Raw genomic sequence first — 26,983 nt, 5'->3', positions numbered from 1 at the left:
TCATTATTTGACTTCTCCCCTCCTTGAAAGAGAGGGGATTTCCAAAGGATGCTACGCAACGGGCTGAAGCCGCGTTGCTTCGCTTTTCCCTTGAGCTGTCACCCACAACTTAATGTGGGTGGGGGCAGTCAAAGACCCCCTACTCACCTCAAGCATCTCTGCTATTGGGACTACGTTTATGTTTCGGTTCGTGGTTTCGCACTTTTCAACACTAGCCAATTCGATACGCTCAACATCCTGCCATTGCTTGCAGTGGTTTAGGCTTGCCGCCAAAGCGGTAGTGACTTACTTGCCGGGATTTCTCCGTACTAGGATGTTTCTTCGCGTAGTTGATACGCCTACTTTCCACGTCTCTAGTTTAACACATAGAGAGGGCTAAAGCCCCCTGAGTTGGCTGTATCCCCTCGCTAAAGCGGAGGGGTTTTAGCCCGCCCACATCACTCCTATAACTGAACCGCCCCGCAAGGGGGAACGACTGGGGAGCAGAGATACCTGTGTGATTTAAGCAATATATCGAGAACCAGACTGCTACTCAACAATTACTTATACCGACTTATACCGATACTTATACCGAACTGGCAGGAACCGAAACCAGCCAATCCTCGGTGTGGTTGACCTCCACTTCTGTGAGCCATCGCTGATAGTCAGCAACCAAGTGTTGCATGAGTCGCTGCTTAATGGTCAATAACACACTTTTTAAGAGGCTGTTGCCTGTGGCTTCAAGGATAGGTCGTGGGGTAAAGTCTAGTGGCGAGGGAATATCCACCCCCACTTCAAGATCTGCTACCCCAATTAAATCGGTGCCGGTGGCAGTGGCTTGGGGACGGAGGTAACCCTTAAGTTCTAGGTGAAAGCGGCGGTTGATGTAGTCCACACCGCGAATGTCGCAGCCTAAGGAGCGAAGTTGTAAACACCCCTCACTGGTGGCCTGAACTGCCAAATCTACCGTTGGCTGCAAGCTGACCATCAAAAAATTGAGGGGGCGCATTTTTAAGCGGAAGCGATCGCCCCCTAAGAACTCCACCCGTGTTGGATCCGTTAGGGCATACACCAGTCGCTGCGGCTGGCGCAGGTAGTGCTGCAACTGACCAGTCGGTGTATCGACGCTGAGGCTAACGGATTGACTGGCCCTAAATTTCAAGTACATAGCACACCCTGTGTTCGCTATTTATAATGTAACGAATTGTTAAGGAATTTGTCTAGGCGGCTGCTGCGAGGCGGTCACTCCACCCAGCGGGTTTGCCGCCCCAACCAGACCACGGGAATTAGACCCACCACCACTAGGGCAAGGGCACTCATGGCGGCTTCGGGCAGGCGGTCATCGGAGGCAAACCGGTAAACCTGTATTGCTAGAGTATCAAAGTTAAAGGGGCGGATAACTAAGGTGGCGGGTAATTCCTTCATGACATCTACAAAGACCATCATGCCTGCCGTAAAGAGGCCGGGCGCCATTAAGGGCAAGTGCACGGTGCGCAGAATATTAAAGGGCGATCGCCCGAGGGTACGGGCAACCTCGTCAAGGGATGGGCGAATTTTAACCAGACTGGCCTCAACGCTACTGAGGGAGACCGCCAAAAACCGCACAAGGTAGGCGTAAATTAGTGCGGCGATCGTGCCACTCAGAATGAGACCCACCTCTGTTCCCCAAAAGTGACTGGTGAGGTCATTAATGCGGTTATCTAGCCAGCCTAGAGGGATGAGAATACCCACAGCAATCACTGTCCCCGGAATGGCATACCCCATGCCGGCCACTTGGATGCTCCAGCGCACGATCACCGTTGGCACTAAGCGGTGGCTATAGGCCAACAGCAGCGCCAAGAGTACCGCCAGCAATGCCGCAAGGGTAGCAAGTACTAGGCTGTGGCTAGCGTGCCGCCAAAATTCATCGCTGAGGTGTACCTTTTGGTAGGCGATCGCCAAGTACAGCAGTAGTCCTGCCGGTAAGAGCAGCCCAAAAAAGACCGGCAGTGCGCAAACGAACCATGCCCCTACCGCTCGCCATCCCCGTAATTTGTAGGGAATGGGGCGATCGCCACCGCGATTGTAGTAGCGTGCTTTCCCCCGTGACCACTTTTCCAGCACCAGTAGGGCAAAGACAATGACCACTAAGACAGAGGCCAACTGAGCCGCCGTAGTGGGTTCCCCCATGCCAAACCATGTCCGATAAATACCCGTGGTAAAGGTATCTACCCCAAAGTACTGGACGGTGCCAAAATCATTGAGGGTCTCCATCAGCGCCAAGCTGGTGCCCGCTGCAATGGCCGGACGCGCTAGGGGCAGCGCCACAGTCCAAAAACTGCGCCAAGGGTTGCACCCGAGGGAGCGGCTGGCTTCTAAACTACAGGTGGCCTGCTCGAGAAACGCCACCCGCGCCAGCAAAAAAACATAGGGATACAGCACCAAAATCAGCATAGCGATCGCCCCACCAAGGGAACGAATATTTGGAAACCAATAGTCGCCGTACTCCCAGCCCGTGATCTGGCGCAAAAACGACTGAAACACTCCTTCAAAGGAGAAAAACTGGGTGTAGGTATAGGCCAGAACGTAAGCCGGTGCTGCCAAGGGGGTCAGCAGCAGCCATTGCCACCAGCGTGCCCCCCAAAACTGGCAGTTGGTGACCAGCCACGCCGTACTCACACCGATGATGATCACGCCTGCCCCCACACCGAGCATCAGCCAGAGAGAATTGAGTAGATAGTCTGCCAGCACGGTCTCCGCAAGGTGCTGCCACGTATCGCCCGTATTCACAAACACTTGGCTGAGCACCACTAAAATCGGAACGGCAATGAGGGCAGCAATCAGCCAAACAACGGCATCCCAGCGCCGCAGTAAGGCCAGCGATCGCCAAGGGTAAGAGATCGATTTCAACAAACGGTTACCTCCCAACAACGGTACAGCGTAGTCATTGATGGCCTGAAAGCGTCAAACTGAAATCCAGCCATGGTGCTTGAGTAATGGTGGCACTGGTGGAAATGTAGTCCACCCCGGTCAAGGCAACCTCGCGCAAGGTATCACGGGTAATGTTGCCAGAGGCTTCAATTTTAATAGATGGGGCAGCGGCGCGAATATGAGCCACCGCTACTGCCATTTGCGGAATCGGCATGTTGTCGAGCATGATCACATCGACCTTGAGGGCGATCGCCTCGTGCACTTGCTCAAGGGTTTCCGTTTCCACCTCAATGGCGAGGGGAAAGGGGCTGCGTTGCCGAACCTGCTCCACGGCGGCAGTGAGACCGCCTGCGGCAACAATGTGGTTGTCCTTAATCAGGATTGCATCATCCAAGCCATAGCGATGGTTGACCCCACCGCCCACGGCCACGGCATATTTTTCAAGGATCCGCAGGCCAGGGGTGGTTTTGCGGGTATCGACTAACTTGGTCGGCAAATCAGCAATCTGCTGCGCGTAGGCATGGGTGAGGGTGGCCACCCCACTCAGGCGCATTAGGCAGTTGAGCGCCAGTCGCTCTCCTAACAAAATTGTAGGCAGGGGGGCACTCAGGCGAGCAACAACAGTGGGCTGCTCACACATAGCTCCCTCCGGTTGTTCATAGCTAAACGTAATGTTGGGGCTTAAGCGCTGAAATACCCGCTCTACCAGTGGCAATCCGGCAATCACTCCTGCCCTGTTCAGACGAATGTGGGCAGTGCCCCACTGATGGGTTAGGTCTAAGGCTTGAGTGGTGCGATCGCCCCGCCCCAGATCCTCCTGTAGCCACTGGTCGAGGAGCGGATCAAGAACACACCAAGGGGGTAGGTAGGCGGCAGTAGGCATCGTGAGAGAGCACTGAGCTTCAGAGCAGGTTGTTCTCTAAATTCTGTCACGGCCATTGCCCCCAAGGCTAGCTGAGATCGACTAAGACCCAGCCATGGCTACTGACTCTGTTTTGCCATGCCTGTCGTTGGCTCTCGAGGATGACACCGACTGCGGGGGTATTGAGGTGGTTGCGCCACAGGATCAAGGCATCTTCTTCAGGGTGCTCGTAATAGCGGGGACGGCGACCCACCACTTCAAACTCAAACTGCTGATATAGTCGCAAGGCGGATTGATTGCTGGCACGGACTTCAAGGGTAGCCCACTGGCGATCGCCCCGCTGATGTGCCAATTGCAGTAGGCGACACAGCAGTAATCCCCCAAATCCTTGACGGCGACACTGAGGATGCACCATCAGAAGCACAATATGTAGCTCATCGCCAATCCCCCAACTCACCCCACAGCCCCACACCTGATCCAGCGTAGCCACGACCAGCACCGTATGCTGTGGCCGGTTCAATTCCTGCTCGTAGCTCTGGCGCGACCAAAAGCCCCCCAAGCAACACTGATCCAGTTGGACAATGCTATCCAGATCCTTAATAGCTAAGGGGCGTAATTCTAATGCTGAGGGTTCGATTAGCACAAAATCAGGATGCTATTATCGATTAAGGTTTACACGAGCAATGGTCATGGCCGAAGAGACCCCCACCAAACCCGAAAAAAAAGAAAAGCCACCAGCGGTTGAAGATAAACCCTTCCCAGAATTTATCAATGAGGCCTTCTTGCCAGCCTTGACGCAAGCCCTAGCGGACAAGGTAACAGATCTAACACTTCGGCTTGAGGATACCACGGTTGTTGGGGAATGGGGCAATCAGGCGCACCAATTTCGGCTGTACTTCCTCGATGGCGATATTCAAGGGGCAAAAGCCTTTGTCTGTAGTAACTACGGCATTGCGCCGAGTACCATTGAGCCATTTTTAGCAGATGAGCGCAAAGTCACCCTTGATCTACTGGTGTTTGGGGTGGTTCAGCGCCTCAACGCCCAAAAGTGGCTAGGGGGCAACTAAGAGATGGCAACTGCTATCCACGTGGGCGATCGCGCCCCCGACTTTGAGCTTCTGGCGGCCAATGGCCAAACCGTTAGGCTCTCAGACTTTCGGGGAAACAAAAACGTTGTCCTCTACTTTTATCCGGCTTCAGAAACTCCCGGCTGCACGGTGCAAGCCTGTGGATTCCGGGATGCCTACAGCCAATTCCAAGCTCTGGGTGCCGAAGTCATTGGCATTAGTGGCGACCCCCTCGATAAACAAACCGGCTTTCAGAGCCACCATCGCCTCCCCTTTTTAGTCCTCAGTGATCCGGACAACAAGGTGCGGCAGACCTACGGTGCCTCCACCCTGTTTGGCCTATTTCCAGGACGGGTCACCTACGTCATCGATAAGAACGGCATTGTGCGCTATATCTTTGACTCCATGTTTAATGTCAAGGAACACATTGACAGCGCCCTCAAGATTCTCCGCACCCTAGAGGCAACACCAGCCTAGGGTGATACCGATCACTAGCCATCAGTTAGCAATCTCACCGCCCTTAGCAGCGCCACCTCACAGAGCGCTTCCCAAAATAGCCTTATGGTGAAAACGTGTCATTGGTTCAACAAGGAAACAAACCCATGCGTCACGTTGTCACACTTGTTCCCGCCGTTGCCCTAGCTCTCTTGCCGCTGACCATGGGGGGCATTACCCTTGCTCAATCTGCCCCTATTGTTGTGAGTCAGGCAAATAGCTTAGCTGCACGGCTGCGGGCAAACCTTCCTAATCGTGGTGCTCCCGGTAGCCGCTTTGGCGGGGCGACCCGCGGAAGCTGTGTGATGGGAAACCAGCGCTTAACGGCGCTCTTGCCCAATACCAACCTAGGGCAAACCGCTGTTGCCAAGCCGACGTTCTTTGTGTTTGTGCCCACCAGTACGGCTAGCCAAGGGGAATTGGTGATCACAGATCCCCAGAACCGCGACGTTAGCACAACCGTTGTGACGTTGCCAGCGCAACCAGGGATTTTAGCCCTACAGCCCACCGTAGAGCTGAACCCAGGTCAAGACTATCGCTGGTCGTTTACGCTCCTGTGTGGTGCGGATGCAGATGATCCCTCGGCGATGGTGTCAGTGAGTGGGGTGGTGGAGCGAATTCAGCCCAGTACTGACTTAGCAAAAAAGCTGGCAGCCAATAATGTCGGCGATCGCCTCAGTGCTGCCGTCGATGCGGGTCTCTGGTACGAAACCTTAGCCATTCTTGCGGATCTACAACGGCAAATGACCACCAAGGATATGGCGCGCAGTGAGTGGCAGGCGGTTCTCAGTGCCGTTGGCCTAGAGGCGATCGCCCACGCTCCCCTTGTACAATAGGATCAATGAGTTAGCGCGGTGGTTGCGGGAGTGACCCACTCCTGAGGAAAGTCCGGGCTTCCGAAAGACCAAGCTTGCTGGGTAACGCCCAGTGCGGGTGACCGCGAGGAAAGTGCCACAGAAATATACCGCCGATGGAGGGAAACCTCACAGGTAAGGGTGCAACGGTGCGGTAAGAGCGCACCAGCAACATCGAGAGGTGTTGGCTCGGTAAACCCCGGCTGGAAGCAAGGTGTGCTAGCGCTAAAGAACCAGGGTTGGTCTTTTCCCCAGTTCTTGGCTAGCCAGAGCCGCTAGAGGCACCTGGTAACAGGTGTCCCAGATAGATAACCCCCTTTGAACAGAACCCGGCTTACGTCTAACTCATCTTCTTCACGCCCAAAGAAATGCGGCCAAGGGAGCAGGTACCGGAAAAATAATCAGGAGCAGCAGCACCAGTGCCATCAGGCCAAACCCATCACGCCAGTTGTCGAGTTCACTGACATCATTCAACGCTGGTTCATCAAAGGCGGGCAGAAAAAAGAGAATCAGTGCCCACACAAAGAGCCACGGCTGAATAAAGGATAAAATCAGTACTAACAATCGACTAACTTGGCCAATGATTGCTCCTGCCCGATGGCCATACATCGCATGAACCATGTGGCCGCCATCTAACTGTCCCACCGGCATGAGGTTCAAGGCTGTGACCACTAACCCCAGCACCCCGGCGATCGCTAGGGGATGCAACTGCAAAACACTGTCGTTGGTTAGGGCACGGCCAAACACCGCCTTGGCAATCAGGGCAAAAAGAATCGAGATGCGTGGGTTAAACACCTGTGGGCTCAGGGATGGTTCGTTGGCATTGGCAGGTAGCTGAACAATTTCCGACTGGTGCAACCCCCAAATCAGTAGCGGCAGAGTGACGAAGAAGCCTGCCACCGGCCCTGCCACACTAATATCAAAAAGGGCGCGCCGATGGGGGATGGGCGATCGCATCTGGATAAAGGCACCAAGGGTTCCCATGGCAAACGGCAGGGGAATAAAGTAGGGCAACGTGGCCTTGACTCGATAGTAAAGCGCCGCGGTGAAGTGCCCCAGCTCATGAATCCCCAAAATCAAGAGCAGACCAATACTGTAGGGCAACCCCTGCCAGAGCAGCTCAGGATTCTGCCGTAGTTCCGCTGCGCTCACGTCTGGCGCTACCAACGCTAAACCCGCTAGGGTCGTCGTCAAAAAGGTTAAGGCCAGTAAGCCAAGACTCAGCCCCGGTCGCCACAGTTGCTGCGGCTGTGGCAGGCGATCGCGGGGCACTAGGGCAAAAAAGGGTTTGTTGCTGATGCCCATCTGAAACATTACTAAAAAGCGATCGCCAAAACGTTGGGCAATGTTGCGCTCCACCGTTTGATACACTTGGCTGGCCTCGCCGCGCATTTGCCCACGACAAATCACCGCCTGCGGGCGATACTCAATTTGCTGGAGATAATAAATGCCCCACGGAAAACAACTCTGGAGCTGCGCTTCCTCATCTCGATTCAACAGCCGTGCTGGCTCCTCAGGAACCGTGGGCAAGCTAGGGGCGGGTGTCGCTGGGGCTAAGGCCTGCTGCCCCCGGCGTAAAAGAATGAGATACAGAAACGAACTAGTGACAAAGACCACAATGAGCCACCCCGATGGAACTGGGGTATTGCCATACAGTGCCATCCAACCCGCTATAAAAAATGCTGGTAGCATGAGAACCAGCCACAGCAACCACCAAGGGGTTTGACTCAGCCGAGCGGTACCTTGGCGCACGATCAACAGCAAAATCAAACCCAATACAATGAGGGATATCCATGTCATACGTTGCGGTACCCTGTGGCTCAACAACAGAAACTCCCCCGTCCCGTCTTACCCATGGTCTATGCCTTTGCGCCAAACCGCGAGACGTTAGGGGGCACTGCTTATCTCATTGTAGAAAAGGATGGCAATACCCTGATTGATACGCCATTTTGGGCAGCAGGAACCACAGAATGGTTGGCACAGCAAGGCCCCCTAAAACGGTTGATTCTCACCCATCGTGGGGCGATCGCCCACGTCCGTGAATTTCAACGTACCTTTGGGTGTGAGGTGGTGATCCATGCCCAAGAAGCCTATTTACTACCCCACTTAACCGTCACAACCGTGCAGGGCTACTGCGCCCTCACCCCAACCCTAGAGGTGCTGTGGACCCCCGGTCACTCTCCCGGCAGCAGTTGTGTGTATTGGCGGGAGCAAGGGGGCGTCCTCTTTAGCGGACGACACCTGTTACCCAGCCCCGATGGTGACCTCCTCCCCTTGAAAACAGCGACAACCTTTCATTGGCCGCGGCAACTGCGCAGCGTCAGAACCCTACAACACTTTTGCGCTCAGCGTTCCTTAGCCTATCTGTGCCCGGGCGCAAACCTCGGCTTTTTGCGCGGTGCAGGGGTGATCTCTAATGCGCAAGATATTTTGCAATCTATTCCCATCCCCCAAGGCAGTAACACGGTTCTCACACCCTAGTTTGCGCCTGTGGTTCGGTAAAAAGAACCTATAAAAGGCGTAAAACCCTACTTGCAAAGCGCCTTGTATCTTCTAGACTAAAAGTAGCTCACAGAGAGATGAGTCACTGATGACCGCCTTGAGAGGGTGGCAATACCAACAAATTTAACTATTGGCTCTGTGCAGCGACTCTAGATCAAATTAATTAATTTGGGAGGATACAGCTATGGCACTCGTACGTTGGGAACCATTTCGGGAAATTGACACCCTACAACGGCAAATGAATCGTCTATTTGATGAACTGATTCCCCTCAGCGCGCGCACCGATGACAGTCACTTTTTACCAGCGGCAGAGTTGGAGGATACGCCGGACGCATTATTGCTGAAAATTGAACTCCCCGGACTAGAGGCTAAAGATATTGACGTGCAAGTCACGGCTGACGCTGTAGCCATCAGTGGCGAGCGCAAGTCAGAAACCCACAGCGAAAGCAACGGTATTAAACGCAGCGAATTTCGCTATGGTAAGTTCCAACGGGTTATTCCCTTGCCAGCACGGGTTCAAAACACCGAGGTTAAAGCCGAATACAAAGATGGCATCTTGCACTTAACGCTACCGAAAGCGGAAGAAGAGAAAAACCGCGTTGTCAAAGTGAACCTTGCCTAAGAGCACATCGTCTCCCTCGAGGAGGCGATGACAGGTGGTTACATGTTGAACGCATCGACACCCCCCAGCGTGGGGGATTTTTTTAGTTCCCTAAGAGGCAAGGGCAACCTCGACAAGCTGTTGTAGCTCACCGCTTTGGTACAGTTCAATGAGAATATCGGATCCACCAATAAACTCACCATTAATATACACTTGAGGAATTGTTGGCCAATTGGAATACTCCTTAATCCCTTGGCGAATTTCAAAATCTTCGAGGACATCTACCGTCGTGTAGGGAACACCCAAGGCATTCAAAATTTGCACGGCATTATTGGAAAAGCCACACTGGGGCATAAGCTTACTGCCCTTCATGAACACGACAATTTTATTGCCCTTGACAAGGGCATCGATTTTAGCCTGTAGTTCTGGAGTCATCGTTGGTTGCGTAGGTGTAGAACAAGATTAAACTAAAGAAACCGAAAAAACAGTTGCAAGGAGATTACCTTTATTTTAAGGGGTTTGCTGACCACTGATCCGGCGTGTAGGTTTTGAGGGCTAGGGCATGGAGTTCATTGGTGGCCATCACCCCATTTAAGCCGCGATACACTAATTGATGCTGCTGTACCAGCCGTTTACCTTCAAAGGCAGCGGAGACAACAACCGCTTCATAGTGATCACCACCTCCGGTTAAATCTTGGACGTGGACAATGGCATCAGGAAGACTTGCTTGGATAAGCTGCGTTAGTTGTTCAGGGGTAACCATAGATGATACTAAACGTTCTTAAGTGCCTCACGTTAAATAGTCTATCAAACTTCCCTCTTATGCCGCCTGGGCAAACCATGGTCTGGGTATGGCTAGCCTTGTAGTTTCCCAGTGTGTTGAGGATTCCTATGCCGAGTACGGCTTTTTGCCCCCCCACGTTTGTGTCACAAACCCTCACCATCAGTAGCGGCAAAATCGTTTACTATACTCCGAGCGATCGCTACTGGGGCAACACTATTGAGCGTTCTCCCCTGATCTTTTTGCACAGCCTTGGGGGCGGCTCCAGCCATTATGAATGGTCGCAGGTGTATCCTGCCTTTGCCAGTCGCTATCGTGTGATTGCGCCTGATCTCATTGGCTGGGGGGCATCGGATCACCCTGCGCGAGAGTATTACACCAGCGACTACTGGCTGATGATTGCTGAATTATTACGGATGGTGGGCACGCCGGTGCGGGTGGTGGCCTCTTCCCTCACTGCTGGTATTGTTGTTCGCTTGGCGGTGCAACAGCCCCATCTTTTTAGCAGCCTGTGTTTGGTGTGTCCCAGTGGGTTTAATGATTTTGGTGAAGATCAAGGTCAAGCGTTGGCTCGCGCTATCCTGAGTGTGCCTGCCCTAGATCGGCTCATCTATACAGCGGCGGCAGCAAATCCCCTTGCGGTTCGCAGTTTCCTGACTCAGTTTTTGTTCGCTAACCCCCAACGCCTGCGGGAGGAAACCGTTAGCGCCTACCTTGAGTCTGCCTGTCGCTATGGCGCAGAATGGGCGGCCTTAAGCACCTTAAAGGGTAATCTTTCCTTTGATTTGAGCCAATACTTGCCGCAGTTGCAAACCCCCACGGTCATCTTTTGGGGTGAGCAGGCGAAGCTAACTCCCTTTTCCCTAGGGCAGCGGCTCTACGCCAGCGCCCACGGTCGGCTGCAAGGGTTTTATGGCATTCCTGAGGCGGGGGTGCTACCACACCTTGAGGTGCCAGAGTGGATAATCTATGGCCTCCGTCGCTATTTCCTGAGCTAGCTGGCGGCGGGAAACAGTTGCTTCAAGCCTTCCTCCAGCGTAGGTGCCATCACTAGGCGCTCGTTATCCATAACAATGACCCGGGCAAGGGTAGGCAAGCTATTTTGGCTGGCTTCAAGGTAGATGGGTTCCACGTAGAGTAGGGATCGCTCGATGGGAATAATGAGGAGGTTGCCCTGCACTGAGCGCGAGCCTTGCCGATTCCAGAGGGAAATTTGCTGGGAAATGAGCGGATCCTGATTAATGCGCGCTTCCATTTGCTCAGGTCCAAACACCAGTTCCTGCTTGGGAAATACGTAAAGCAATAATTTGCCGTAGTTTTGGCCATCGGAGCGCGCTGCTAACCAGCCAATGAGGTTGGGACGGTTTACGGGGGTAAAGGGAACTAAGAGCACAAACTCTTCGGTGTAGCCAATGGGCAATTTCGTAATGAGGTAGTAAGGGGCAACGGACTGGGGGGTTTCGCGGTAGATTTCTTGGGGAATTTGCCAGAGGTCTTCACGGTTGTAAAACACTACCGGATCGGTCATGTGGTACTGCAATAGCTGCTCCGATTGGATTTGCAGCATATCCACGGGATAGCGAATGTGGGTGTACAACCGGTGCGGCATGGCACTAATGGGGCGAAAAAGCTGCGGAAAGATGCGCTGCCATGTGCGCAAAATGACATCCTCTGGCTCAACAACGTAAAAGGTGACATCGCCGTTGTAGGCATCGACAACAATTTTGACGGAGTTGCGAATGTAGTTAAAGCTATGCTTTCCTGGGTCAGCGTAGGGATAATGGCGACTGAGGGTGTAGGCATCAATAATCCAGTACAAATAACTCACCCCAGCACTCCTGTGACTGGCTTTGATGTCACTCTCAGAACGCGGATCGGCAATGACCAGATAAGGCTCGCTGTCGATGCGCAAGAAGGGGGCGATCGCCTGTACCCGCTCTTGAATTGTGCGCCGAAACAGCACCCGCGAGTCAGGCCGTAGATTAGGGGTGAGTAAGACTTGCCAATCGCGAAAATAGACAGCATAGATCAGCCGTCGCCACCACGCTGAAATGGCCACACCGCCACTGCCGTCGTAGTGGTTATAGACGTTATCACTGCCGCGGGGGAAGTCCAGTTCGGGCACATGGGAGGGCGCGAAAATGTAGGTATTCGTCAGTTCACCGTAGTAAAGACGCGGATAGAAGAAGGGAAAGTGCTCCCGCAATTGTGGGGGGAACGTGAGCAGTTCGCCATTTTCACCAATGTCGCGCACAAAATACTTGGGTAAACCGTTTGCTTCGGCGGTATTCACGGGACTCATGGTAAACCCATAGCCGTGGGTGAAGACGAGGTGTTCGTTAATCCAACTGCGGGCAAACTGCTGCACAGCGCTGTAGTCAATTTCGCGAGCTGCAATCAGCACTTGGCGAAGTTCTGGGGTGGCCTGCTGGTTGGCAAGCTTGAGGGAATAGCGATCTAAAAAAGCGGCTGGGAAGCGGTAGTAGGAGCGCAACTGTTGCAGTTGGCGATTGGTTTCTAAGAGGGGGCGGGTATCCCAAACGCGAATATTGCGGGTGGTGGCCTCATTCGCTGCAATGATCTCGGCGTTGAGATTATTTTCGGGCTGGAAGGGTTCAACCCTCATGGTGTCTAGGTTAAAGCCTTCGCGGGTGTGGGTAATTGTCCGTTGAATGTAGGGAAGTTCCCGTTCCAGTTGGTTCGGTTCAACAATGGCTGCCTCAATGGCATTGGGGAGTAACCAATCGGCCACCAAGATGACGACTAAATAGCCAAGGGTAAAGCTAAACAAGCCGGGGGCGATGGGGCCTAAACGCCGCTGCCCCCGACCGCCTTGGCGAATGGCTGACCAGCCAAGGAGCATTGCCACGGCAAGGGCAGACACGCACAGCCAGCCGTAGAGGGGTAAGCGCACCGTGACATCGGTATAACCTGCGCCAAAGGCGGCTCCGTTGGTGGAGTAAAGCAGTTTGTAGCGCTCTAGCCAAAAGCTAAAGGCAACCGTGGCAAACACAAAGGCACTCAGACCCTGTAAATGTCGGCGTTGCGATCGCACAAAGCCAAGAAATTTGCCATGGCTGAGGCTATCGTTGGCGAGCAAATAGGTAAGAGCCACTCCCGCTAAGCTCACCACACTCAGGTTCACAAGCCACAGCCGTAGCAGTTCTAACAGGGGGAGGCGAAAAAGATAAAAGCTAATCGAACGATGGAACAGTGGTTCGGTATGGGGATCACTAACACCAAACACACCCGTTAGCACCGCTGACCAACTCATCAGGGCGATCGCCCCCATGGCCAAACTCAGGATCACACTAATCCCCCGAAAGAGGTGCAGCGGTGCCCATAGCCCCAGTATCAATGTGCCAGCGCTCACCAAGAGTAACCATGGATTCTGGAGGATTTGTTGTAGTAAGTCTGCGGCTCGCCAGACACTTAACTGCGGCAAAAGCGGGGTATTAATCGTCATGTCGCTGCGCTGCTGCCACAGTTGCACCGCGATCGCCCCAATGTGGTACGTTGCCACTATCAGCAAGCCAATTAACCCCGCCGCCGCACTCAACAGCCCCAGTAGCCCCAACCCCCGATAGCGACTGTGGGCAGTGAGTTCTGCATCCAAGGTAACCGTGCACTGCTGGTAGGCACGGCGTTGATGCCAACGGTAAAAGAGTCCTGACAGCCCAACCACAAAAATTAGCAGCAGTCCCTGTACCCCCCACCGCAGCCACAATACCCCAGCGTAGCCAAGGTGATGAAACCAAAGGCTTTCTGCCAGCAGACGGCAAATGACAATGCCAAGGGCGATCGCCGCCACCAACCAACCTAGCCAGTACAACAGTGAATGACCAAGGGAGCGGTAGCGCATGGACTCCAAACTCGAAAAATTCTTAAAGGTAGGTTACATTGCGGTTAGAATTTGCTACTGCTAGTCTAACGGTTTGGCCATGGTCTTGCGCATCCTTTTGTCTTGTCTGCTCAGTCTGGTTGTCCTTGTGGGATGGTCTGCCCCTAGTGTGGCCTTAGGAGGTGAACTGCCCCCCCTCGATGCCCCAGCACCGGAATTTACCTTGCCCACCAATGGCAGCAGCCAGCCCGTTCGCTTAGCAGATTACCGTGGCAAATGGGTGGTGCTTTACTTTTACCCGAAGGACTTTACCTCTGGCTGTACGATTGAGGCGCAGCGCTTCCAGCAAGATATTGAGCAATTCCATGCCCACAATGCCGAAGTTATCGGTGTCAGCGCCGATTCTGTCGATTCCCATGCAGATTTTTGCGATAGCGAAGGGTTGACCTTTCCACTACTCTCGGATCCGGATGGCCGCGTTAGCAAAGCCTATGGCTCGTGGTTAGGGTTTGTCTCCCTACGCCATAGCTTTATCATTGACCCCGACGGTATTTTGCGAGAGCGCTACGTCAAGGTGAATCCAGCAACCCACAGTAAAGAAGTTCTCGCGCGCTTAGAGGAACTCCAGCACGCCTAAGCCTATGGGTGGTGGCGCAATTCACTGATGGCTGCCCCCGGTAGAGGTTGCGAAGGGGCGTGGTACAGTTCGGCCTTCAGTGGATAAAATCAGTACATTTGTTTCGGACAAGTTCAGCGTGAATCATACATTCTTAGTGGATGCGGGACGATGGCTCCTGAATGGCTACTGGCTGGAGCCACCTCAAGAGGCGATCGCCATCTCTGGCAAGATTCTTGTGTCCTATGGGCAGGATGACTGGTTTTCTATGGCGGCAAAGGTAACATTCGCTGAACAAGCTAAACCAGACTTGATTTTACAGTCACGGGGTAAGCTAGAACTAGACGAAATGATGTTTACCTATGTGCTGCAACACAGTTTGTTAGGCCGCCTCGAAGGGGAAGGCTGGATTACCCCCCATAGCATTGTGCAGCAGTTTATTCTATTGGGAGATGCAAGTCGTTGCACAGGATTTGAGCATTACTGGCAGGTGGATGCCAATCACTACACCCTCTTAAGTGGCATTTACCGTAGCCATAAACTAAAACAACTGTTGGAAGCCACACTGGAGCGAGTTTAGTTTAACTTTTAACTAATGAGGGGTTCGGGGAGCAATACGTCCCGCACTGTAACTGTAGGGTCAGCGTCGGGAGGATGTCACGCCGTTCCTTGCCCCAGATTCATCACCACTTGCTGAAGCTCAGAAATTAACGCCCTAGGACGGCCATTCATTTGGTTGTCTCCTAAGCTCTCCAGTACTTGCCGCAGTTGGTTGAGCCGATCCTGTACAGGCTGCAAAAATTCCCGTAGTAGATCTGCTTGGCCGCGTTTGGCCGCAATCAAGCGTTGCTCTTCGATCAGCGTCTGCTCTTGCTGTGTCAACTGATCTCGCTGCTGCTGTTGCCGTTTGCGGCGCTCTTCAATGTCGTGGCGCAGACTTTCGAGATCGGTGTAGGCGTGCTGGAGTTCTTCCGCCAGTTGGTTAACAGCAACGCCGTACTCATGAAACTGTTTTTCTAGCTCACTGAGAATTGGAATCAGACTAATCCCCTGCTGTGAAGCGGGATCTCGACGGGCTTCGAGAACTTGCAGGTAAATTTTATAGGCCGCTTCTTTTTCACGGATATGTTGGCGCTGACCTTCAAGGGCTTGGTTGAGGAGGTTACACCGCTGCCGCTCGTCTTCCACTTCACCAGCTAGTTGGAGGCGATCAAAGTCACTGGCATCTTTTGCTTTTTGCTCAAGTTCCATCAAGGACTCCAGCGCCATTTTTAACTCTTCTTCTTGATCGTTGACAAAGGCGGAGGCTCGCTTGAGATCGTTACCACGATTAGCCACTTCTTTTTCTAGATCTTCTATGGCCATTTTCATCAAGGCATTGACATCTACCGCTTCGGTTAAGTCACTCACCATGGCCTGCCGCATTTGTTGGATCATCTCTTCTTGTTGGGCAAGGAGCTGGCGCTCTTTTTCGAGAACCGATTGCTTGTAGCGGCAAAGTTCTTCCTGCAGGGCGATCGCCCGGCTATCTTGCCAAAATTGTTCTTGGGCTGCATGCCATACCTGCTCTTGCTCACGAAATGCGTGGAGTTGCTGCTCAAGGGCTGCTTGCCGCTGAGCCACTTCTTGGTCAATTTGCTCTAACTGCTGCCAGTATTGGGTTAACAGGGCTTGCTGCTGCTCCAGAACCTGCAAACAGTCGTTAACCTGATTAGTGCTACTGCTGTTGAGGCTATCGCTCAGTTGTTGCAGGATGCCATCGACTTGACGAATCTGCTCCGGTGAGAGGCCAACACTATGACTGGACTTTAATTGCTCCCACCGTTGCTGCTCTTGGTGAACTTGGTGGCGTAGGTTTTCGAGGGCTTGGCGCTCAGCTTGAATGCGTTCTTCCTCACTCCCTAGTTCTGAGCGCAGTTTATTGAGGTCTGCCAGTTGTTGCTCATAGTTGGCAATTTGTTCTTCTAGCTCTTGTAACTCTTCACGACGAATTTCAAATTCTGCTTCTCTCTGGTTGAGGGCTTCTGCTTGGTAAGACAGGGATTGCTTCCAGCCTTCAATTTCTTCTTCTTGGCTTTGGAAGCGTTCGCGCATCCGTGTAAAGCCGTGTAAAATGCCCGTCAGTCGCCGTGAAGCTTCATCTATATGCTGAATCTGACGATTGGCAGCCATCTCAACAAAGACCAGCACCCCATTACCGTAGTCGCGGCTATTGTCAAATGGGATGGTGTCTTCGTTTTGGGAGACAGGATGCCAGTACCCAGATTGTTCACGCATCAGAAGTTTTAGTTCGGATTTCGTACCCATGAAACCCGTTTTTTTAATGACTTCCGCGAGATACTGCACAGCCCTTGACCTCTTAATCTAATGCAAATACTTACACACAACGGAACTTAGCGAATGCATGCCTCGAGCACGATCGAGCACGATGAACTCAAGGACAAAAAATATCCAGAGTTAGCGCTCGTCATATCAAACTAACAAGTGTTAGCCTCACGGCAGCAAATCAATTCCATACTAAACGGGAATGCCATCATCAGGGCAACAATATATAGCGGGTGCCCCAGACTGGCGCTAGCAGGCCAAGGGTGGTTAAAGCTAGACACATTATAGATCAGGCATGAAGCGATAGTAGCTGAATTTGTCGGCAACCTTACGATGCCAGCACGCGCAACTGGCCGCGATCGCCATCCAGTTCTGCAAGCACGCCAACCGGTAAGGCGGCATTGACCCCCTCATGGCCAAAGGGCAGATCACTGACAATGGGAATGCCTAAATCCCCTAGGCGATCGCCAAGAACTTCCAGAACACGAAAGTTTGGTTGGGTGGCAGCATCGTCACAGCGACTAAACCGCCCTAGGGCAATCCCCTTAACTTGCTTGAGCACACCACTGCGTCGCCATTGGGTCAGCATCCGGTCAATGCGGTAAGGGGCTTCCCCCACATCCTCTAGTGCTAAAATTACGTTGCTAAAGTCGGGGCAGTCGGGGGTGCCTAGCAAATGGGTTGCCACCGTCAGGTTACCCACCAATAGCCGTCCTTGGACACAGCCGCCTCCCCAAGCAGTGCCTGAGAGGGGGGGCAGCGGCTGTCGCTGTACGCAGTTAAACAGGCGAGTTTGGCTCCACAGAGGTTCGGCGGCCAGCGTTGTCAGGACTGGGCCATGCACCCCTGCGACGCCTTGGGCGGCATAGCTCCACAGCAGGGCGGTAATATCGGAAAACCCAATCAGCCACTTCGGGGCACAGGGCAGCCATTGCCATGCTTCGAGTAAGCGGGTGCTACCAAACCCACCGCGGCCACAGAGAATGGCTTTAATAGTAGTATCTTGCAATAGGTGGCGCAGGCGCTCGCGCCGTTGGGCATCGGAGCCTGCAAGGTAGCCCCACCCGTCAAAGGCCGCTTCGTCCACCAGCACTTCGTAGCCTTGGGCTTGCCAACAGGCCACCCCTTGCCAAAACGCCTCTTGGTGTCGCAGTACGCCGCTGGGAAAGGCCACGCCAAGGCGATCGCCCGGCTGCAACGGGGGCGGCAGAATGGCCAGCGTCATCTCATCCACATCCGATCACAGGAAGTCTGAGCCACGGTAAAACTGCAATCGCCCAGTACCAATATACTGGCCAATCGCCCGATCGCCACCCCGCGGAAAGGCCGTCACACCAAACAAATACACCCCCTCCCATTGAGGGTTGCGCACAGGGGAGATCTCCACCCGCAAATAGCTTCCCGGAGGAATGGGCGGATCAAAGGTGATGCGTAGCACTTGGTCGCTGGGGTCAAACACAGCCGCAGCAAGGGAAGTGCGTTGGCGAGGTCGGGTGCCAACAAAGGCACGGGTACGCTGCGGTTGAAAATAAAGGGTTTCTAGAGCTGGTAACTGCTGAATCTCTAGACGGGCAAGGGGTTCACCGGCAGTATCAGGCACCCGCAAAATAAAGTTGTAGATAGGGCTGGGAATTAATACTTGGGGATAGCGGGTATTTGCTTCAGCAAAAATTGGCGGTTGATCAAAGGCAACGCGACCATCAGGGAATTCCACTGCCCCCACCCACGGCGCTGCACTAAGGGCAAGGCCAACTCCCACGAAAAAAGATTTGGTGCGTTTGATCATTTTGCACGGGGGGGCGGTTCAGAACTGTGGGCGATCGCGCTACTACACATCCAATTCTCAGGCAGCCCCGGATAACCACGCCGCAACGCTTCCGGACAAATGGTATAGATGGTAAGCTGGCAATCAATCATTTGCAAGCCGTACTTATCGGTTTGCTTGAGGGCTTGCTTCAAAATCGAATCATTATCAAACTCGGTTGTTCGGTTGCACTGCACACACACCATGTGATGGTGATGGTGAGGTGACATCGTATTCAGTTCATAATGCTTATGACCTTCGGCCAATTCCAACTCTCGCAAAATGCCCATCCGCGACATTAGCTTGACAGTCCGATAGACGGTGGACAAACTAATGGAGTGCCCTTGCTTGCGTAGCTCGTGGTGTAAGTCTTCGGCACTCAGGTGGTTGCCCTTCGGCAAATTTTGGAAAATATTGAGAATGGTTTCTCGCTGTGGCGTTAATCGCCATCCTTTATCGTTCAGTTCGGCTTTGAGGGCTGCTGCGGTGTAAAGGGGCATATGGAGATTCGCTCAATCCGCCGTTATGATTCGCATGATAACTGACCAACGGCAGTATTTGCAAGAATGCAGTCTTATTGAGAATAATTAATAATTGGAATCGCTAATAGTAACTAATTTTTTGCAAAAAATAGCCATTATTTAATCATGACGGCGCAGATAACCTACCCCACCGCATCGGTGGATAGGGAATTCCGCGACACTACGTCATTTTTTTATGGCGGGAAGCTCGCACTGTAGTCGCAGGGTTAACATAAGTTGGCCACCAATCAATCCTAATGCCGCCCTCACCCTAGCCCTCTCCTTTGGGAGAGGGAACAAGACTCTTAGCTCCCTTCTCTCCAGGGAGAAGGGTTGGGGATGAAGGCAAGTCATAGCCACACTCAGTAACACCCAAATCCATAGAGCCTTGTGGCAGCCTAGCACTTCAAGGGAATGATAGGATAGGATTTGACACTCTCACCACCTAAAGGTGGGGGATTCTTACGCAGTCCATAAACGAACTCATAAAGGCGTTGTCAAGACGCCCCTACACAGTTCCTAGAGGCAAAGCCCCAAGGTTCTGCTTACTTGTAACAACTGTCGCCGATTGGGTTTTTCACCAAGGATGGCGACCAAGTATAGTTTAGCACAGAGCAACTAAAGTTGCTTTAGGGCTTTTCCACCCCGTACTAAAGTACGGAGCTACCAAGCTAACCCTCTGTGTCTAAATTTTCTTTCAAAAAGAAAATATCTGCTGTTTACGATGAACTGGCTCATGATCAATGTCCGTAAACGAGCGTGGCGTTGGGGGGCGATCGCCCTTCTCAGCGTTTGTTTCGCGGTATTGTTGGCAGCTCCAGGCTTTAGTCAAGTAACAATTCCGGGATTAAATCAGACCACAGTTTCACCGCCCCCCCCTGGCGTTCGTCGCATTGGCGAACTGGAAACAACGGAGGTGCGCTTTGATGGGCGGGTCTTGTTTACCATCGCTGCACCTACCGTGCGCGATCGCAATGACCCTGGCGATCGCGTTCCTGTAGAGCTGCGTGCTGAACTCATTCAATCTAATCTGCGCCGTATTCTCAATAGCGCCATTGAAAACCGCCGTGGTTCCCCAGAGGTCGTCAATATTGGGGTTGCTCGCCTCAATAATGAATTGGTCATTAGTGGCCGTCTCGGTCGTTCCGAGCGCACCACCCGCATTCTTACAATCACCGAAGCCGATAGCGACTACCATCAACTACCGGCAGACACTCTTGCGGCAAACTGGCGCAGTATCTTGCAAACCCAGATGAACCAAGCCATTAAGGAGCGCACCTACACAGCGCTGATGGCACAACTGCAAACGGCGGCATGGATTGCCCTCAAAGTCCTAGCTGCCAGTACCCTCATGTTTTTACTTCAAGTCCTGTTGGCGCAACAGCGACGCACGATACAACGGCAGTTGGCATCGATCGCCGCGACCACCCAACCCAACGAACCGGAGCGCCCGCTGCCCCTGTTGCCCAACTTGGGGGCTGAATTTTTCCTCAAGCAGCGGCTAAAACTCATCCGCCTCGTGCGCTATTTACTGCTCTGGGGGCAGATTGCCCTTTGGCTATACGCCTTGGCGTTGATCTTGGCATTATTTCCGGCCACCCGCGGATGGAGTTCACAGGTTTACGGTCTGCCGATTCTCTGGATGGCGGTATGGTTTGGCACTGGCCTCCTCAATCAGCTTGCTGACCTAGCCTTTGATCGCCTTCGCATCTTCTGGGAGCAAAATAACCTCGTCAAGTTTAGTGATGCCCAACGAACCACCCTGCGCATTGGCACTACCATTGAAGTGCTGCGCAGCCTCAAGACCGTGTTGATCTACTTGACGCGGATTGTGGTGATTCTGAGTTCCTTGGGAGTGCCTATTTCCTCCATTTTGGCGGTGGGGGGCTTCCTTGCCTTAGCCATTTCCCTAGGGTCTCAGAACCTTGTTAAGGATATTATTAACGGGCTGCTGATTGTTTGGGAAGATCAGTACGCTATTGGGGATGTGGTGCAAATTGAACCCTATGCGGGGATGGTAGAAAACCTGAACCTGCGGGTCACCCAACTGCGGAATGCTGAGGGCTGCTTAATTACCATTCCCAACAGTACCATTACGAAGGTGGCTAACCTAACCCGCACGTGGTCCCGGGTTAACTTAGAGGTGTGGGTGGATATCACCACTGCGCCAGATCCGATGCTAAGTCTATTAGCGGCGCTGAGTCAGGAGTTCTATGAGGAGCCAGCGTGGCACTMAAAGCTCCTAGCCCCCCCCGAGGTGTTAGGCATTGATGAGATTACCGCCAGTGGTCTGTTGGTGCGTATTTGGATTAAAACTCAACCCGGCCAGCAGTGGGCGGTGGCGCGGGAATTCCGCCGCCGGATGCTGAATGTCCTCGCTGCCAACGGTATTCCCATTGGGCGCTTGCACCAGCAACTTCATCTGGTACGGGAGGTCAATGGCCATGGGGGGTCGCCAGATGCCTCCGCGTTGGAATCCTAAGCCGTAGCGATGTCATCTGCCGTCCTAGGTCAGCGACCAGATCGCATCATTATTGTGGGTGGGGGAGCCGCCGCTTTCTTCGGGGCGATCGCCTGTGCAAGTGCCAATCCCCGGGCGCAGATTACCCTGCTTGAGGCTGCCCCTAGGGTTTTGGGCAAAGTGCGCATCTCTGGCGGTGGACGCTGTAACCTGACTCATCATTGTTTTGATCCGGCACTCTTGGTACAGCACTATCCCCGTGGCGGAAAAGAACTGCGGGGGGCATTTAACCGGTTTCAGCCGCGGGATACCATGCAGTGGTTTCAGGAGCGAGGGGTTGCCCTAAAAACCGAAGCGGATGGGCGCGTGTTTCCCGTTTCTGATGACTCCAGCACGATCGTTGATTGCTTAGTCGCCGAAGCCAAAGCCTTGGGAGTTCGCATTCGCACCCAAGCTGCCGTCAAGCGCATTGCCAACGTAGCAGGGGAATTTCAGGTTATGACCAGCCAAGCTCCTGAACCACTGGTGGCCGATCGCCTCTTGCTGGCCACAGGCAGTAGTCCCCAAGGATATCGCTTGGCTGCACAGTTAGGGCATACTATTGTGCCGCCGGTGCCCTCCCTTTTTACCTTCCAAGTCGCAGATCCCCGTCTGCATGAACGGGCAGGCCTGATTGACACTCCCACCGACTAAAGTCGGGGGATTCTTACGCAGTCCAMAAACGAACTCGTAAAGGCGTGAGCAAACCGCCCCTACACAGTTCCTTGAGGCAAAGCCCCAAAGTTCTGCTTACTTGTAACAACTGTCGCCGATTGGGTTTTTCACCAAGGATGGCGACCAAGTATAGTTTAGCACAGAGCAACTAAAGTTGCTTTAGGGCTTTTCCACCCCGTACTAAAGTACGGAGCTACCAAGCTAACCCTCTGTGTCGTGTGCGTCTGCCGAAACGGGCGATCGCCAGCCATTGCCCCTTTGATCTGCCACGACGACTGTGGAGCTATTGGCTGGAATTAGTGGGTATTCCCGTTGATCAGACCTGGGCGCATCTGGCCAAAAAAAGTAGCCAGCGACTAGCATTACTGTTGCATCGCAGTGAGTTTGCCATTGTCGGCAAAGGGGTGTTCAAAGAGGAGTTTGTCACCTGTGGCGGCGTGGATCTCAAGGACGTGGATTTTAAGACCATGGCTAGCCGCCGCTGCCCCGGCCTATTTTTGGCAGGAGAACTGCTAGATATTGATGGCGTGACCGGTGGCTTTAACCTACAAAGTGCATGGACCACCGGCTGGATTGCTGGACAAAGCTTAGGCCGCAACGGGTAACTGAAACGAGTGCCAAAGCTGTCGCCGTCCTAACTCCACATCCTCTGGGCGGCATTGCCAGTGGGGATGCGCGCTCATCAATAAACTTTCGAGGGTTTCGCGGTCAAACAGGTGCCAAACCGGTGCCCCCGCCACCTCATCCGCAATGGCCAATAAATTGTCACCAATGCAGTGAAGTTCTAAACATGTCGCAGCCCGCTGAAATTGCACCCGCTGCCCCGGCAGGAGCGATCGCACCGTTTCCATGATCTCCCGCAGATCGGAAATACTTTGCACCACCACTCCCGGGATTGTCGCCAACTGCTGCGGATCGCCGTTGATCTGTAACCAATACTGCCGACTGGGATCAATCCCCAACAGCCATGGATCAGTATCATCTAAGCGGTATCGAGGGGCGAGCGAGAGTCCATGCATCATGTACAATATCCCAAATAACTGTGTTTTATAGAACCTGCAACTGTGCCAAGGAGCGATCGCGAGGATCGCTTTCTAGTAGTGTGATAAGTCTTATTTATTTGATCAATCAAAGTTAATAATGCTTAACATTAAGCCAATAGTTCTTAACACCATGCCACAGCATCAGGGTGGGGTAAGGGGGGGTGCCTGTCAGGGGCAGATACAAACGACTCACTAATACCTGATGGGGTTGACGCGGAATTCGCACAAGCTCTGTCTGCAACGCGTGGGGATAAAACCAGCCCCACAACAGCCCACCCAAGAGCACCAGTGCTACCCCCACCATCCGCCACGGGTGGTGCCACCAGAAATTACGGCTGTTCATTGGTCAGTGGCTCAGTGCGAAACATTTTCGCAAACATCTGGCTCACGTAAGCTTGGCCATAGACAACCGTAGGCTTGGCTGTAGGGGTTGCATTCTCAACCGCCGCTACAGGGGCTGGCTCTGTGTCTGTTGGCGGTGAATCTGGGGAATGTGGGGTATCAGGGGCAGGGCTGGCTGGGGAGGCCGCCTCTTGCCATGGATCGCTGGTCTCTGGCGCTGGCTCCGGTTGCCAGCGGCGACTGTTATCCCCCATGAGTGATCCCGCAGCAACCACCGCTCCGGCAGGAACGATGGTGTTGATCAGGGTGGCACTGGTGCCAATACAGGCATGGGGTTCAATGGTGACTTGGCCAATGAGTAACACCCCCGCCCCGATATTGACCCCTTCGCTTACTGTAATTGCGCCGCCGTGGGCATGAATAACGCTGCCCATACCAATACACACCCCAGCAGCAATGCGAATGGTTGCCCCCGCTTCAGCCCAGAGCAAGACCCCCGGTGCCAGAATAGCTTGGGGATGTACCACCACATCACCAGCAATCCGTACGGCAGGAGTCGGGGGTAAGGCCAAGGGCGGCAGGGGCATCGGGGCACCTCACTTGGGAGGGCTACTTAGTGGCCTGTTGCAGCAGAATCTGCGCCACCCGTTGCTTACTGGCAGGGTTCACACCAATGAGGCGGACGTACTCGCCACTATACTCTTGCAGGCAGGCTTGAATGGCGGCAAGTGCCTCATTCAGGGTTTTGGCCTCAATACGCGGGCCACTCTGCCACGAGTTGGTGCGATAACGGCGGGCATCCACATGCTCTAGGGCTAACTGGTGTCCCTGTTGCAGGAGCTGCTGCACGCGCTGAACCACCTCTGAGTCTAGGCCATGGCTTGTGCTAGCAGTGCGTGTCGGGTTGGCCGTGCTGCTAGGAGCAAACCCTTTACCGCGGGTACTACTGCCATTAGTTGCTGCGTGACCGTTAGGGCGATGAATAATCACTTCTAGGACGCGCTGTTTAGCCTGTGGGTTGACCCCCACAAGGCGAACGTAATCCCGTGGATGCTCGGCTAAAAAGGTGCTCAGATCGTTGATACCTTGGGCAGAGGTAATTTTGATGCCACTCTGCCATGAACTGGTACGGAACCGCCGTTGATCAGCATACTCAGTGGTGATCACGCACCCTTGCCGCAGTAGATCCTGTACTTGGTTCAGAACATCGGCACTCAACACTGTATCACTGGGGGTGGCACTGCCATTGTTAATGCTGGTATTCATTGCTTTGGGGGCGATCGCCACGGCACCGTCCGGTCGCTGAATAATTTGCTCGAACACCCGCCGTTTTTGCGTCTTGTCAATGCCAATCAGGCGCACATACTCCCCCGCATGTTCCTGAAGGCAGGCTTCAAGGGCAGCGATCACCTCTGGCTCCCGCTGCGATTGAATAGGGGCACAACTGGTCCAAGAGCTGGTGCGGTAGCGGCGGGCATCCGCGTGCTCAGTGCCAATTTGGTAGCCCTGCTGTAATAACTGCCGCACCTGCGCTGTAACGGAGCTATCAAGGGAGCCGCTAGGAACCGCACCCACCACGGGTGCTGACCCACTGGGGCGATCGCTAGCAGGAGCCGCATCCCCTGGGCGTTGAATCACCTGTTCAAAAACACGCCGCTTAGCTCGCTGATCAACACCAATGAGCCGCACATATTCACCCGCGTGCTCATTCAGAAGCTGCGCTATGGCTGCTAATACCTGCGATTCCTGTTGTGCTGTCAGCGTTGGGCAACTCTGCCAAGAACTGGTGCGATACCGTCGCGCATCCGCATACTCCAGCCCAATGTGATACCCCTGCTGCAACAGTTGGCGGACGTGAGTCGCGTAATCTGTTGTCATGGTACGATTTTCCCCGGTAAGCGTTTCAACCTGTAACATCTGTGGGTCAGCCTGACCCCGCTGCTCATTGCGAATGGGGGCAATACAGGCAATATTTTCAGCACAGCGATAGCCCGACAGCAGTGCCTTGTTAATCCCCACAACATGCTGAGCAAAATGAATATCTGATTCCTCGACGTTGGGAAGGCGATCCGCCTGTTGTTGATTGGTGATCACCATTCCTGAAGGAATATATTTACCGGGTGGAATTTCAACATCCTGAATCAGGGCATGCATCATGACAACACAGCCTGCTCCCACCCGTGCATTAAATACTGTTGAGCGAAAGCCAATAAAGCAGCCATCACCGATGTAGGCGGGGCCATGGATGAGCGCCATGTGAGTAATCGAGGCATTGTTGCCAATCCACACGGAATACTCTTGACCATCATCGCCAATGACTCGCCCCTGCTGTAAACCGTGAATGACCACGCCATCTTGAACATTGGTATAGGAACCAATATGGAAGGGTGTCCCTTCGTCGGCACGAATCGAGGTACCGGGGGCAATGTGCACATAATCTTTGATGCGGACATCTCCGATGAGGTTACTAAAGGAGTGAACGTAAGCCGAACTGGCAATGTCTGGCTCCGCTAAATCCCGTGACCATGGCGTAGGAGGTGCCGCATAACTTTGAACCGCCATAGGGAGAAGTCTCCAACTGCTAATACTGGGTACGCTTGCTATACAGCAAATAGTTATCCCGACTTACGGTGTCAATGATGGCCACAACGGCTGCATCAATGGGTCGCTGAGTACTGTTGACGATGTAGCGGGCGGCACTCCCTCGACTCACCAGCACCCATTCGTCTTGTCCTGCACCCACTGTATCCGCAGCGACTTCGTAGTCGGGTAAAAATTCGCCGTCCTCACCCAAATATTGCAAGACTAAAAACTTGACTCCCGCTAAGGTGTCTTCTTTTTGAGTACTGGTAACCGTGCCGCACACTCGTGCAATTTTCACTATGGGCGACCCATCGGACGAATGCCACTAACACTTTCACGGAACTGCTCCACTGCTTCGGTGTAGCGAATGGGCAGGACGTACTCAAGGTTCTCGTGGGGACGGGCAATGATGTGGGTCGAGAGCACTTGACCACCGTTGACTCGCTTCACGTTTTCTMCCCCAGCCGCCACTGAGGCCTGTACTTCTGAGACATCACCCCGAACAATAACCGTGACTCGGCCACTACCAATTTTTTCGTAGCCCACAAGGGTAACCCGCGCAGCTTTTACCATTGCGTCTGCCGCTTCAACGACAGCAGGAAAGCCCAACGTTTCAATCATTCCGACAGCAATTGCCATTGTAATAGCTCCTAAACATTAGAAAGTGATGGTGCGATGCAAC

General features: G+C 53.5%; 29 protein-coding genes and 1 other RNA gene. 12 read left to right on the top strand and 18 right to left on the bottom strand.

From position 1 onward, the window contains the following. Window positions 1-565: 565 nt before the first annotated feature. The 4 genes from L5470_RS05140 to rimI form a co-directional block, all read right to left on the bottom strand. Window positions 566-1,147, bottom strand: a complete 582-nt coding sequence (locus tag L5470_RS05140; RefSeq protein ID WP_099798442.1) for a DUF1997 domain-containing protein — start codon at window positions 1,145-1,147, stop codon at window positions 566-568. Between the two features lie 74 nt (window positions 1,148-1,221). Then, window positions 1,222-2,868 carry an ABC transporter permease gene (locus L5470_RS05135; protein ID WP_499498580.1) on the bottom strand — a complete coding sequence of 549 codons (1,647 nt, stop codon included), beginning with the start codon at window positions 2,866-2,868 and terminating at the stop codon, window positions 1,222-1,224. Window positions 2,869-2,902: 34 nt separating this feature from the next. Continuing rightward, window positions 2,903-3,772 (bottom strand): carboxylating nicotinate-nucleotide diphosphorylase, encoded by an 870-nt coding sequence (nadC, locus tag L5470_RS05130; protein ID WP_499498578.1) that lies wholly within the window; start codon window positions 3,770-3,772, stop codon window positions 2,903-2,905. Between the two features lie 67 nt (window positions 3,773-3,839). After that, entirely contained in the window at window positions 3,840-4,394 is a 555-nt protein-coding gene (gene rimI / locus L5470_RS05125) for a ribosomal protein S18-alanine N-acetyltransferase (protein ID WP_198406156.1), read from the bottom strand. Window positions 4,395-4,440: 46 nt separating this feature from the next. Here rimI and L5470_RS05120 point away from each other — a divergent pair, with 46 nt between their 5' ends. The 4 genes from L5470_RS05120 (at window position 4,441) to rnpB (ending at window position 6,519) form a co-directional block, all read left to right on the top strand. Beyond that, the gene (locus tag L5470_RS05120; protein ID WP_499498575.1) at window positions 4,441-4,818 is read left to right on the top strand and encodes a DUF2996 domain-containing protein; all 378 of its coding nucleotides are present in this window, start codon (window positions 4,441-4,443) and stop codon (window positions 4,816-4,818) included. Window positions 4,819-4,821: 3 nt separating this feature from the next. After that, window positions 4,822-5,295 (top strand): peroxiredoxin, encoded by a 474-nt coding sequence (locus tag L5470_RS05115; RefSeq protein WP_499498573.1) that lies wholly within the window; start codon window positions 4,822-4,824, stop codon window positions 5,293-5,295. 125 nt (window positions 5,296-5,420) lie between these two features. Next, window positions 5,421-6,149 (top strand): DUF928 domain-containing protein, encoded by a 729-nt coding sequence (locus L5470_RS05110; protein WP_499498571.1) that lies wholly within the window; start codon window positions 5,421-5,423, stop codon window positions 6,147-6,149. A gap of 6 nt (window positions 6,150-6,155) precedes the next feature. Beyond that, window positions 6,156-6,519, top strand: an RNA gene (rnpB, locus tag L5470_RS05105) — RNase P RNA component class A. A gap of 2 nt (window positions 6,520-6,521) precedes the next feature. On the opposite strand, the gene L5470_RS05100 is transcribed toward rnpB, so the two are convergent. Next, window positions 6,522-7,967, bottom strand: a complete 1,446-nt coding sequence (locus tag L5470_RS05100) for a site-2 protease family protein (RefSeq protein WP_499498569.1) — start codon at window positions 7,965-7,967, stop codon at window positions 6,522-6,524. Between the two features lie 15 nt (window positions 7,968-7,982). On the opposite strand from L5470_RS05100, the gene L5470_RS05095 reads away from it, so the two are divergent. Next, entirely contained in the window at window positions 7,983-8,648 is a 666-nt protein-coding gene (locus tag L5470_RS05095; protein ID WP_499498567.1) for an MBL fold metallo-hydrolase, read from the top strand. Window positions 8,649-8,853: 205 nt separating this feature from the next. Then, window positions 8,854-9,291 carry an Hsp20/alpha crystallin family protein gene (locus L5470_RS05090; protein ID WP_099798436.1) on the top strand — a complete coding sequence of 146 codons (438 nt, stop codon included), beginning with the start codon at window positions 8,854-8,856 and terminating at the stop codon, window positions 9,289-9,291. Between the two features lie 90 nt (window positions 9,292-9,381). Here the strand turns inward: L5470_RS05090 and grxD are convergent, their stop codons facing one another. Together grxD and L5470_RS05080 are read right to left on the bottom strand one after the other, a co-directional pair. After that, window positions 9,382-9,705 (bottom strand): Grx4 family monothiol glutaredoxin, encoded by a 324-nt coding sequence (grxD, locus tag L5470_RS05085; protein WP_099798435.1) that lies wholly within the window; start codon window positions 9,703-9,705, stop codon window positions 9,382-9,384. A gap of 70 nt (window positions 9,706-9,775) precedes the next feature. Then, window positions 9,776-10,033, bottom strand: coding sequence for a BolA family protein (locus L5470_RS05080; protein ID WP_099798434.1), 258 nt, complete (start codon window positions 10,031-10,033; stop codon window positions 9,776-9,778). Between the two features lie 128 nt (window positions 10,034-10,161). Here L5470_RS05080 and L5470_RS05075 point away from each other — a divergent pair, with 128 nt between their 5' ends. Continuing rightward, complete coding sequence (locus L5470_RS05075; protein WP_099798433.1) at window positions 10,162-11,049, top strand: alpha/beta fold hydrolase; 888 nt, start codon at window positions 10,162-10,164, stop codon at window positions 11,047-11,049. On the opposite strand, the gene L5470_RS05070 is transcribed toward L5470_RS05075, so the two are convergent. Next, a complete protein-coding gene (locus L5470_RS05070; protein ID WP_499498564.1) occupies window positions 11,046-13,913 on the bottom strand; it encodes a UPF0182 family protein in 2,868 nt (955 codons plus the stop codon). The two genes, L5470_RS05075 and L5470_RS05070, sit on opposite strands and share 4 nt — an antisense overlap. Window positions 13,914-14,010: 97 nt before the next feature. Here L5470_RS05070 and L5470_RS05065 point away from each other — a divergent pair, with 97 nt between their 5' ends. Next, on the top strand, window positions 14,011-14,529 hold the full coding sequence (locus L5470_RS05065) for a peroxiredoxin (protein WP_499498562.1): 519 nt from the start codon (window positions 14,011-14,013) through the stop codon (window positions 14,527-14,529). Between the two features lie 118 nt (window positions 14,530-14,647). Next, window positions 14,648-15,088: a hypothetical protein gene (locus L5470_RS05060; protein ID WP_099799825.1), complete on the top strand. Its 441-nt coding sequence runs from the start codon at window positions 14,648-14,650 to the stop codon at window positions 15,086-15,088. Window positions 15,089-15,165: 77 nt separating this feature from the next. On the opposite strand, the gene hmpF is transcribed toward L5470_RS05060, so the two are convergent. The 4 genes from hmpF to L5470_RS05040 all read right to left on the bottom strand — a co-directional run bounded on the left by hmpF (window position 15,166) and on the right by L5470_RS05040 (window position 19,137). After that, window positions 15,166-16,854 (bottom strand): pilus motility taxis protein HmpF, encoded by a 1,689-nt coding sequence (gene hmpF / locus L5470_RS05055; RefSeq protein WP_499498560.1) that lies wholly within the window; start codon window positions 16,852-16,854, stop codon window positions 15,166-15,168. A 307-nt stretch (window positions 16,855-17,161) separates the two neighbouring features. After that, window positions 17,162-18,058: a S66 peptidase family protein gene (locus L5470_RS05050; RefSeq protein ID WP_499498558.1), complete on the bottom strand. Its 897-nt coding sequence runs from the start codon at window positions 18,056-18,058 to the stop codon at window positions 17,162-17,164. A 15-nt stretch (window positions 18,059-18,073) separates the two neighbouring features. Then, a complete protein-coding gene (locus L5470_RS05045) occupies window positions 18,074-18,619 on the bottom strand; it encodes a DUF2808 domain-containing protein (RefSeq protein WP_499498556.1) in 546 nt (181 codons plus the stop codon). After that, window positions 18,616-19,137, bottom strand: a complete 522-nt coding sequence (locus L5470_RS05040; protein WP_499498554.1) for a ferric uptake regulation protein — start codon at window positions 19,135-19,137, stop codon at window positions 18,616-18,618. The genes L5470_RS05045 and L5470_RS05040 overlap by 4 nt, the downstream gene beginning before the upstream one ends. Before the next feature lie 757 nt (window positions 19,138-19,894). On the opposite strand from L5470_RS05040, the gene L5470_RS05035 reads away from it, so the two are divergent. The 3 genes from L5470_RS05035 to L5470_RS05025 all read left to right on the top strand — a co-directional run bounded on the left by L5470_RS05035 (window position 19,895) and on the right by L5470_RS05025 (window position 22,938). Further along, complete coding sequence (locus L5470_RS05035) at window positions 19,895-21,640, top strand: mechanosensitive ion channel family protein (RefSeq protein ID WP_499498552.1); 1,746 nt, start codon at window positions 19,895-19,897, stop codon at window positions 21,638-21,640. A gap of 9 nt (window positions 21,641-21,649) precedes the next feature. Beyond that, window positions 21,650-22,312, top strand: a complete 663-nt coding sequence (locus L5470_RS05030) for an aminoacetone oxidase family FAD-binding enzyme (RefSeq protein WP_099798426.1) — start codon at window positions 21,650-21,652, stop codon at window positions 22,310-22,312. 239 nt (window positions 22,313-22,551) lie between these two features. Further along, window positions 22,552-22,938 carry an NAD(P)/FAD-dependent oxidoreductase gene (locus L5470_RS05025; protein ID WP_227517565.1) on the top strand — a complete coding sequence of 129 codons (387 nt, stop codon included), beginning with the start codon at window positions 22,552-22,554 and terminating at the stop codon, window positions 22,936-22,938. On the opposite strand, the gene L5470_RS05020 is transcribed toward L5470_RS05025, so the two are convergent. The 6 genes from L5470_RS05020 to L5470_RS04995 form a co-directional block, all read right to left on the bottom strand. Beyond that, the gene (locus tag L5470_RS05020) at window positions 22,921-23,355 is read right to left on the bottom strand and encodes a hypothetical protein (protein ID WP_099798424.1); all 435 of its coding nucleotides are present in this window, start codon (window positions 23,353-23,355) and stop codon (window positions 22,921-22,923) included. The two genes, L5470_RS05025 and L5470_RS05020, sit on opposite strands and share 18 nt — an antisense overlap. A gap of 112 nt (window positions 23,356-23,467) precedes the next feature. Then, window positions 23,468-23,719 carry a hypothetical protein gene (locus tag L5470_RS05015; RefSeq protein ID WP_099798423.1) on the bottom strand — a complete coding sequence of 84 codons (252 nt, stop codon included), beginning with the start codon at window positions 23,717-23,719 and terminating at the stop codon, window positions 23,468-23,470. Next, complete coding sequence (ccmN, locus tag L5470_RS05010) at window positions 23,706-24,305, bottom strand: beta-carboxysome scaffolding protein CcmN (RefSeq protein WP_499498549.1); 600 nt, start codon at window positions 24,303-24,305, stop codon at window positions 23,706-23,708. Before ccmN ends, L5470_RS05015 begins: the two co-directional genes overlap by 14 nt. 22 nt (window positions 24,306-24,327) lie before the next feature. Beyond that, window positions 24,328-26,280 (bottom strand): beta-carboxysome scaffolding protein CcmM, encoded by a 1,953-nt coding sequence (ccmM, locus tag L5470_RS05005; protein WP_499498547.1) that lies wholly within the window; start codon window positions 26,278-26,280, stop codon window positions 24,328-24,330. Between the two features lie 19 nt (window positions 26,281-26,299). Then, on the bottom strand, window positions 26,300-26,599 hold the full coding sequence (ccmL, locus tag L5470_RS05000; protein WP_099798420.1) for a beta-carboxysome shell vertex protein CcmL: 300 nt from the start codon (window positions 26,597-26,599) through the stop codon (window positions 26,300-26,302). After that, on the bottom strand, window positions 26,599-26,940 hold the full coding sequence (locus tag L5470_RS04995; RefSeq protein ID WP_499498545.1) for a carbon dioxide-concentrating mechanism protein CcmK: 342 nt from the start codon (window positions 26,938-26,940) through the stop codon (window positions 26,599-26,601). The genes ccmL and L5470_RS04995 overlap by 1 nt, the downstream gene beginning before the upstream one ends. Window positions 26,941-26,983: the final 43 nt, after the last annotated feature.

It is taken from the genome of Synechococcus sp. PCC 6717, assembly GCF_022698185.1.
GTDB lineage: Bacteria > Cyanobacteriota > Cyanobacteriia > Thermosynechococcales > Thermosynechococcaceae > Thermosynechococcus > Thermosynechococcus lividus.
The sequence above is the reverse complement of the archived record's forward strand: the minus strand, read 5'-3'. Positions and strand labels throughout refer to the sequence as shown.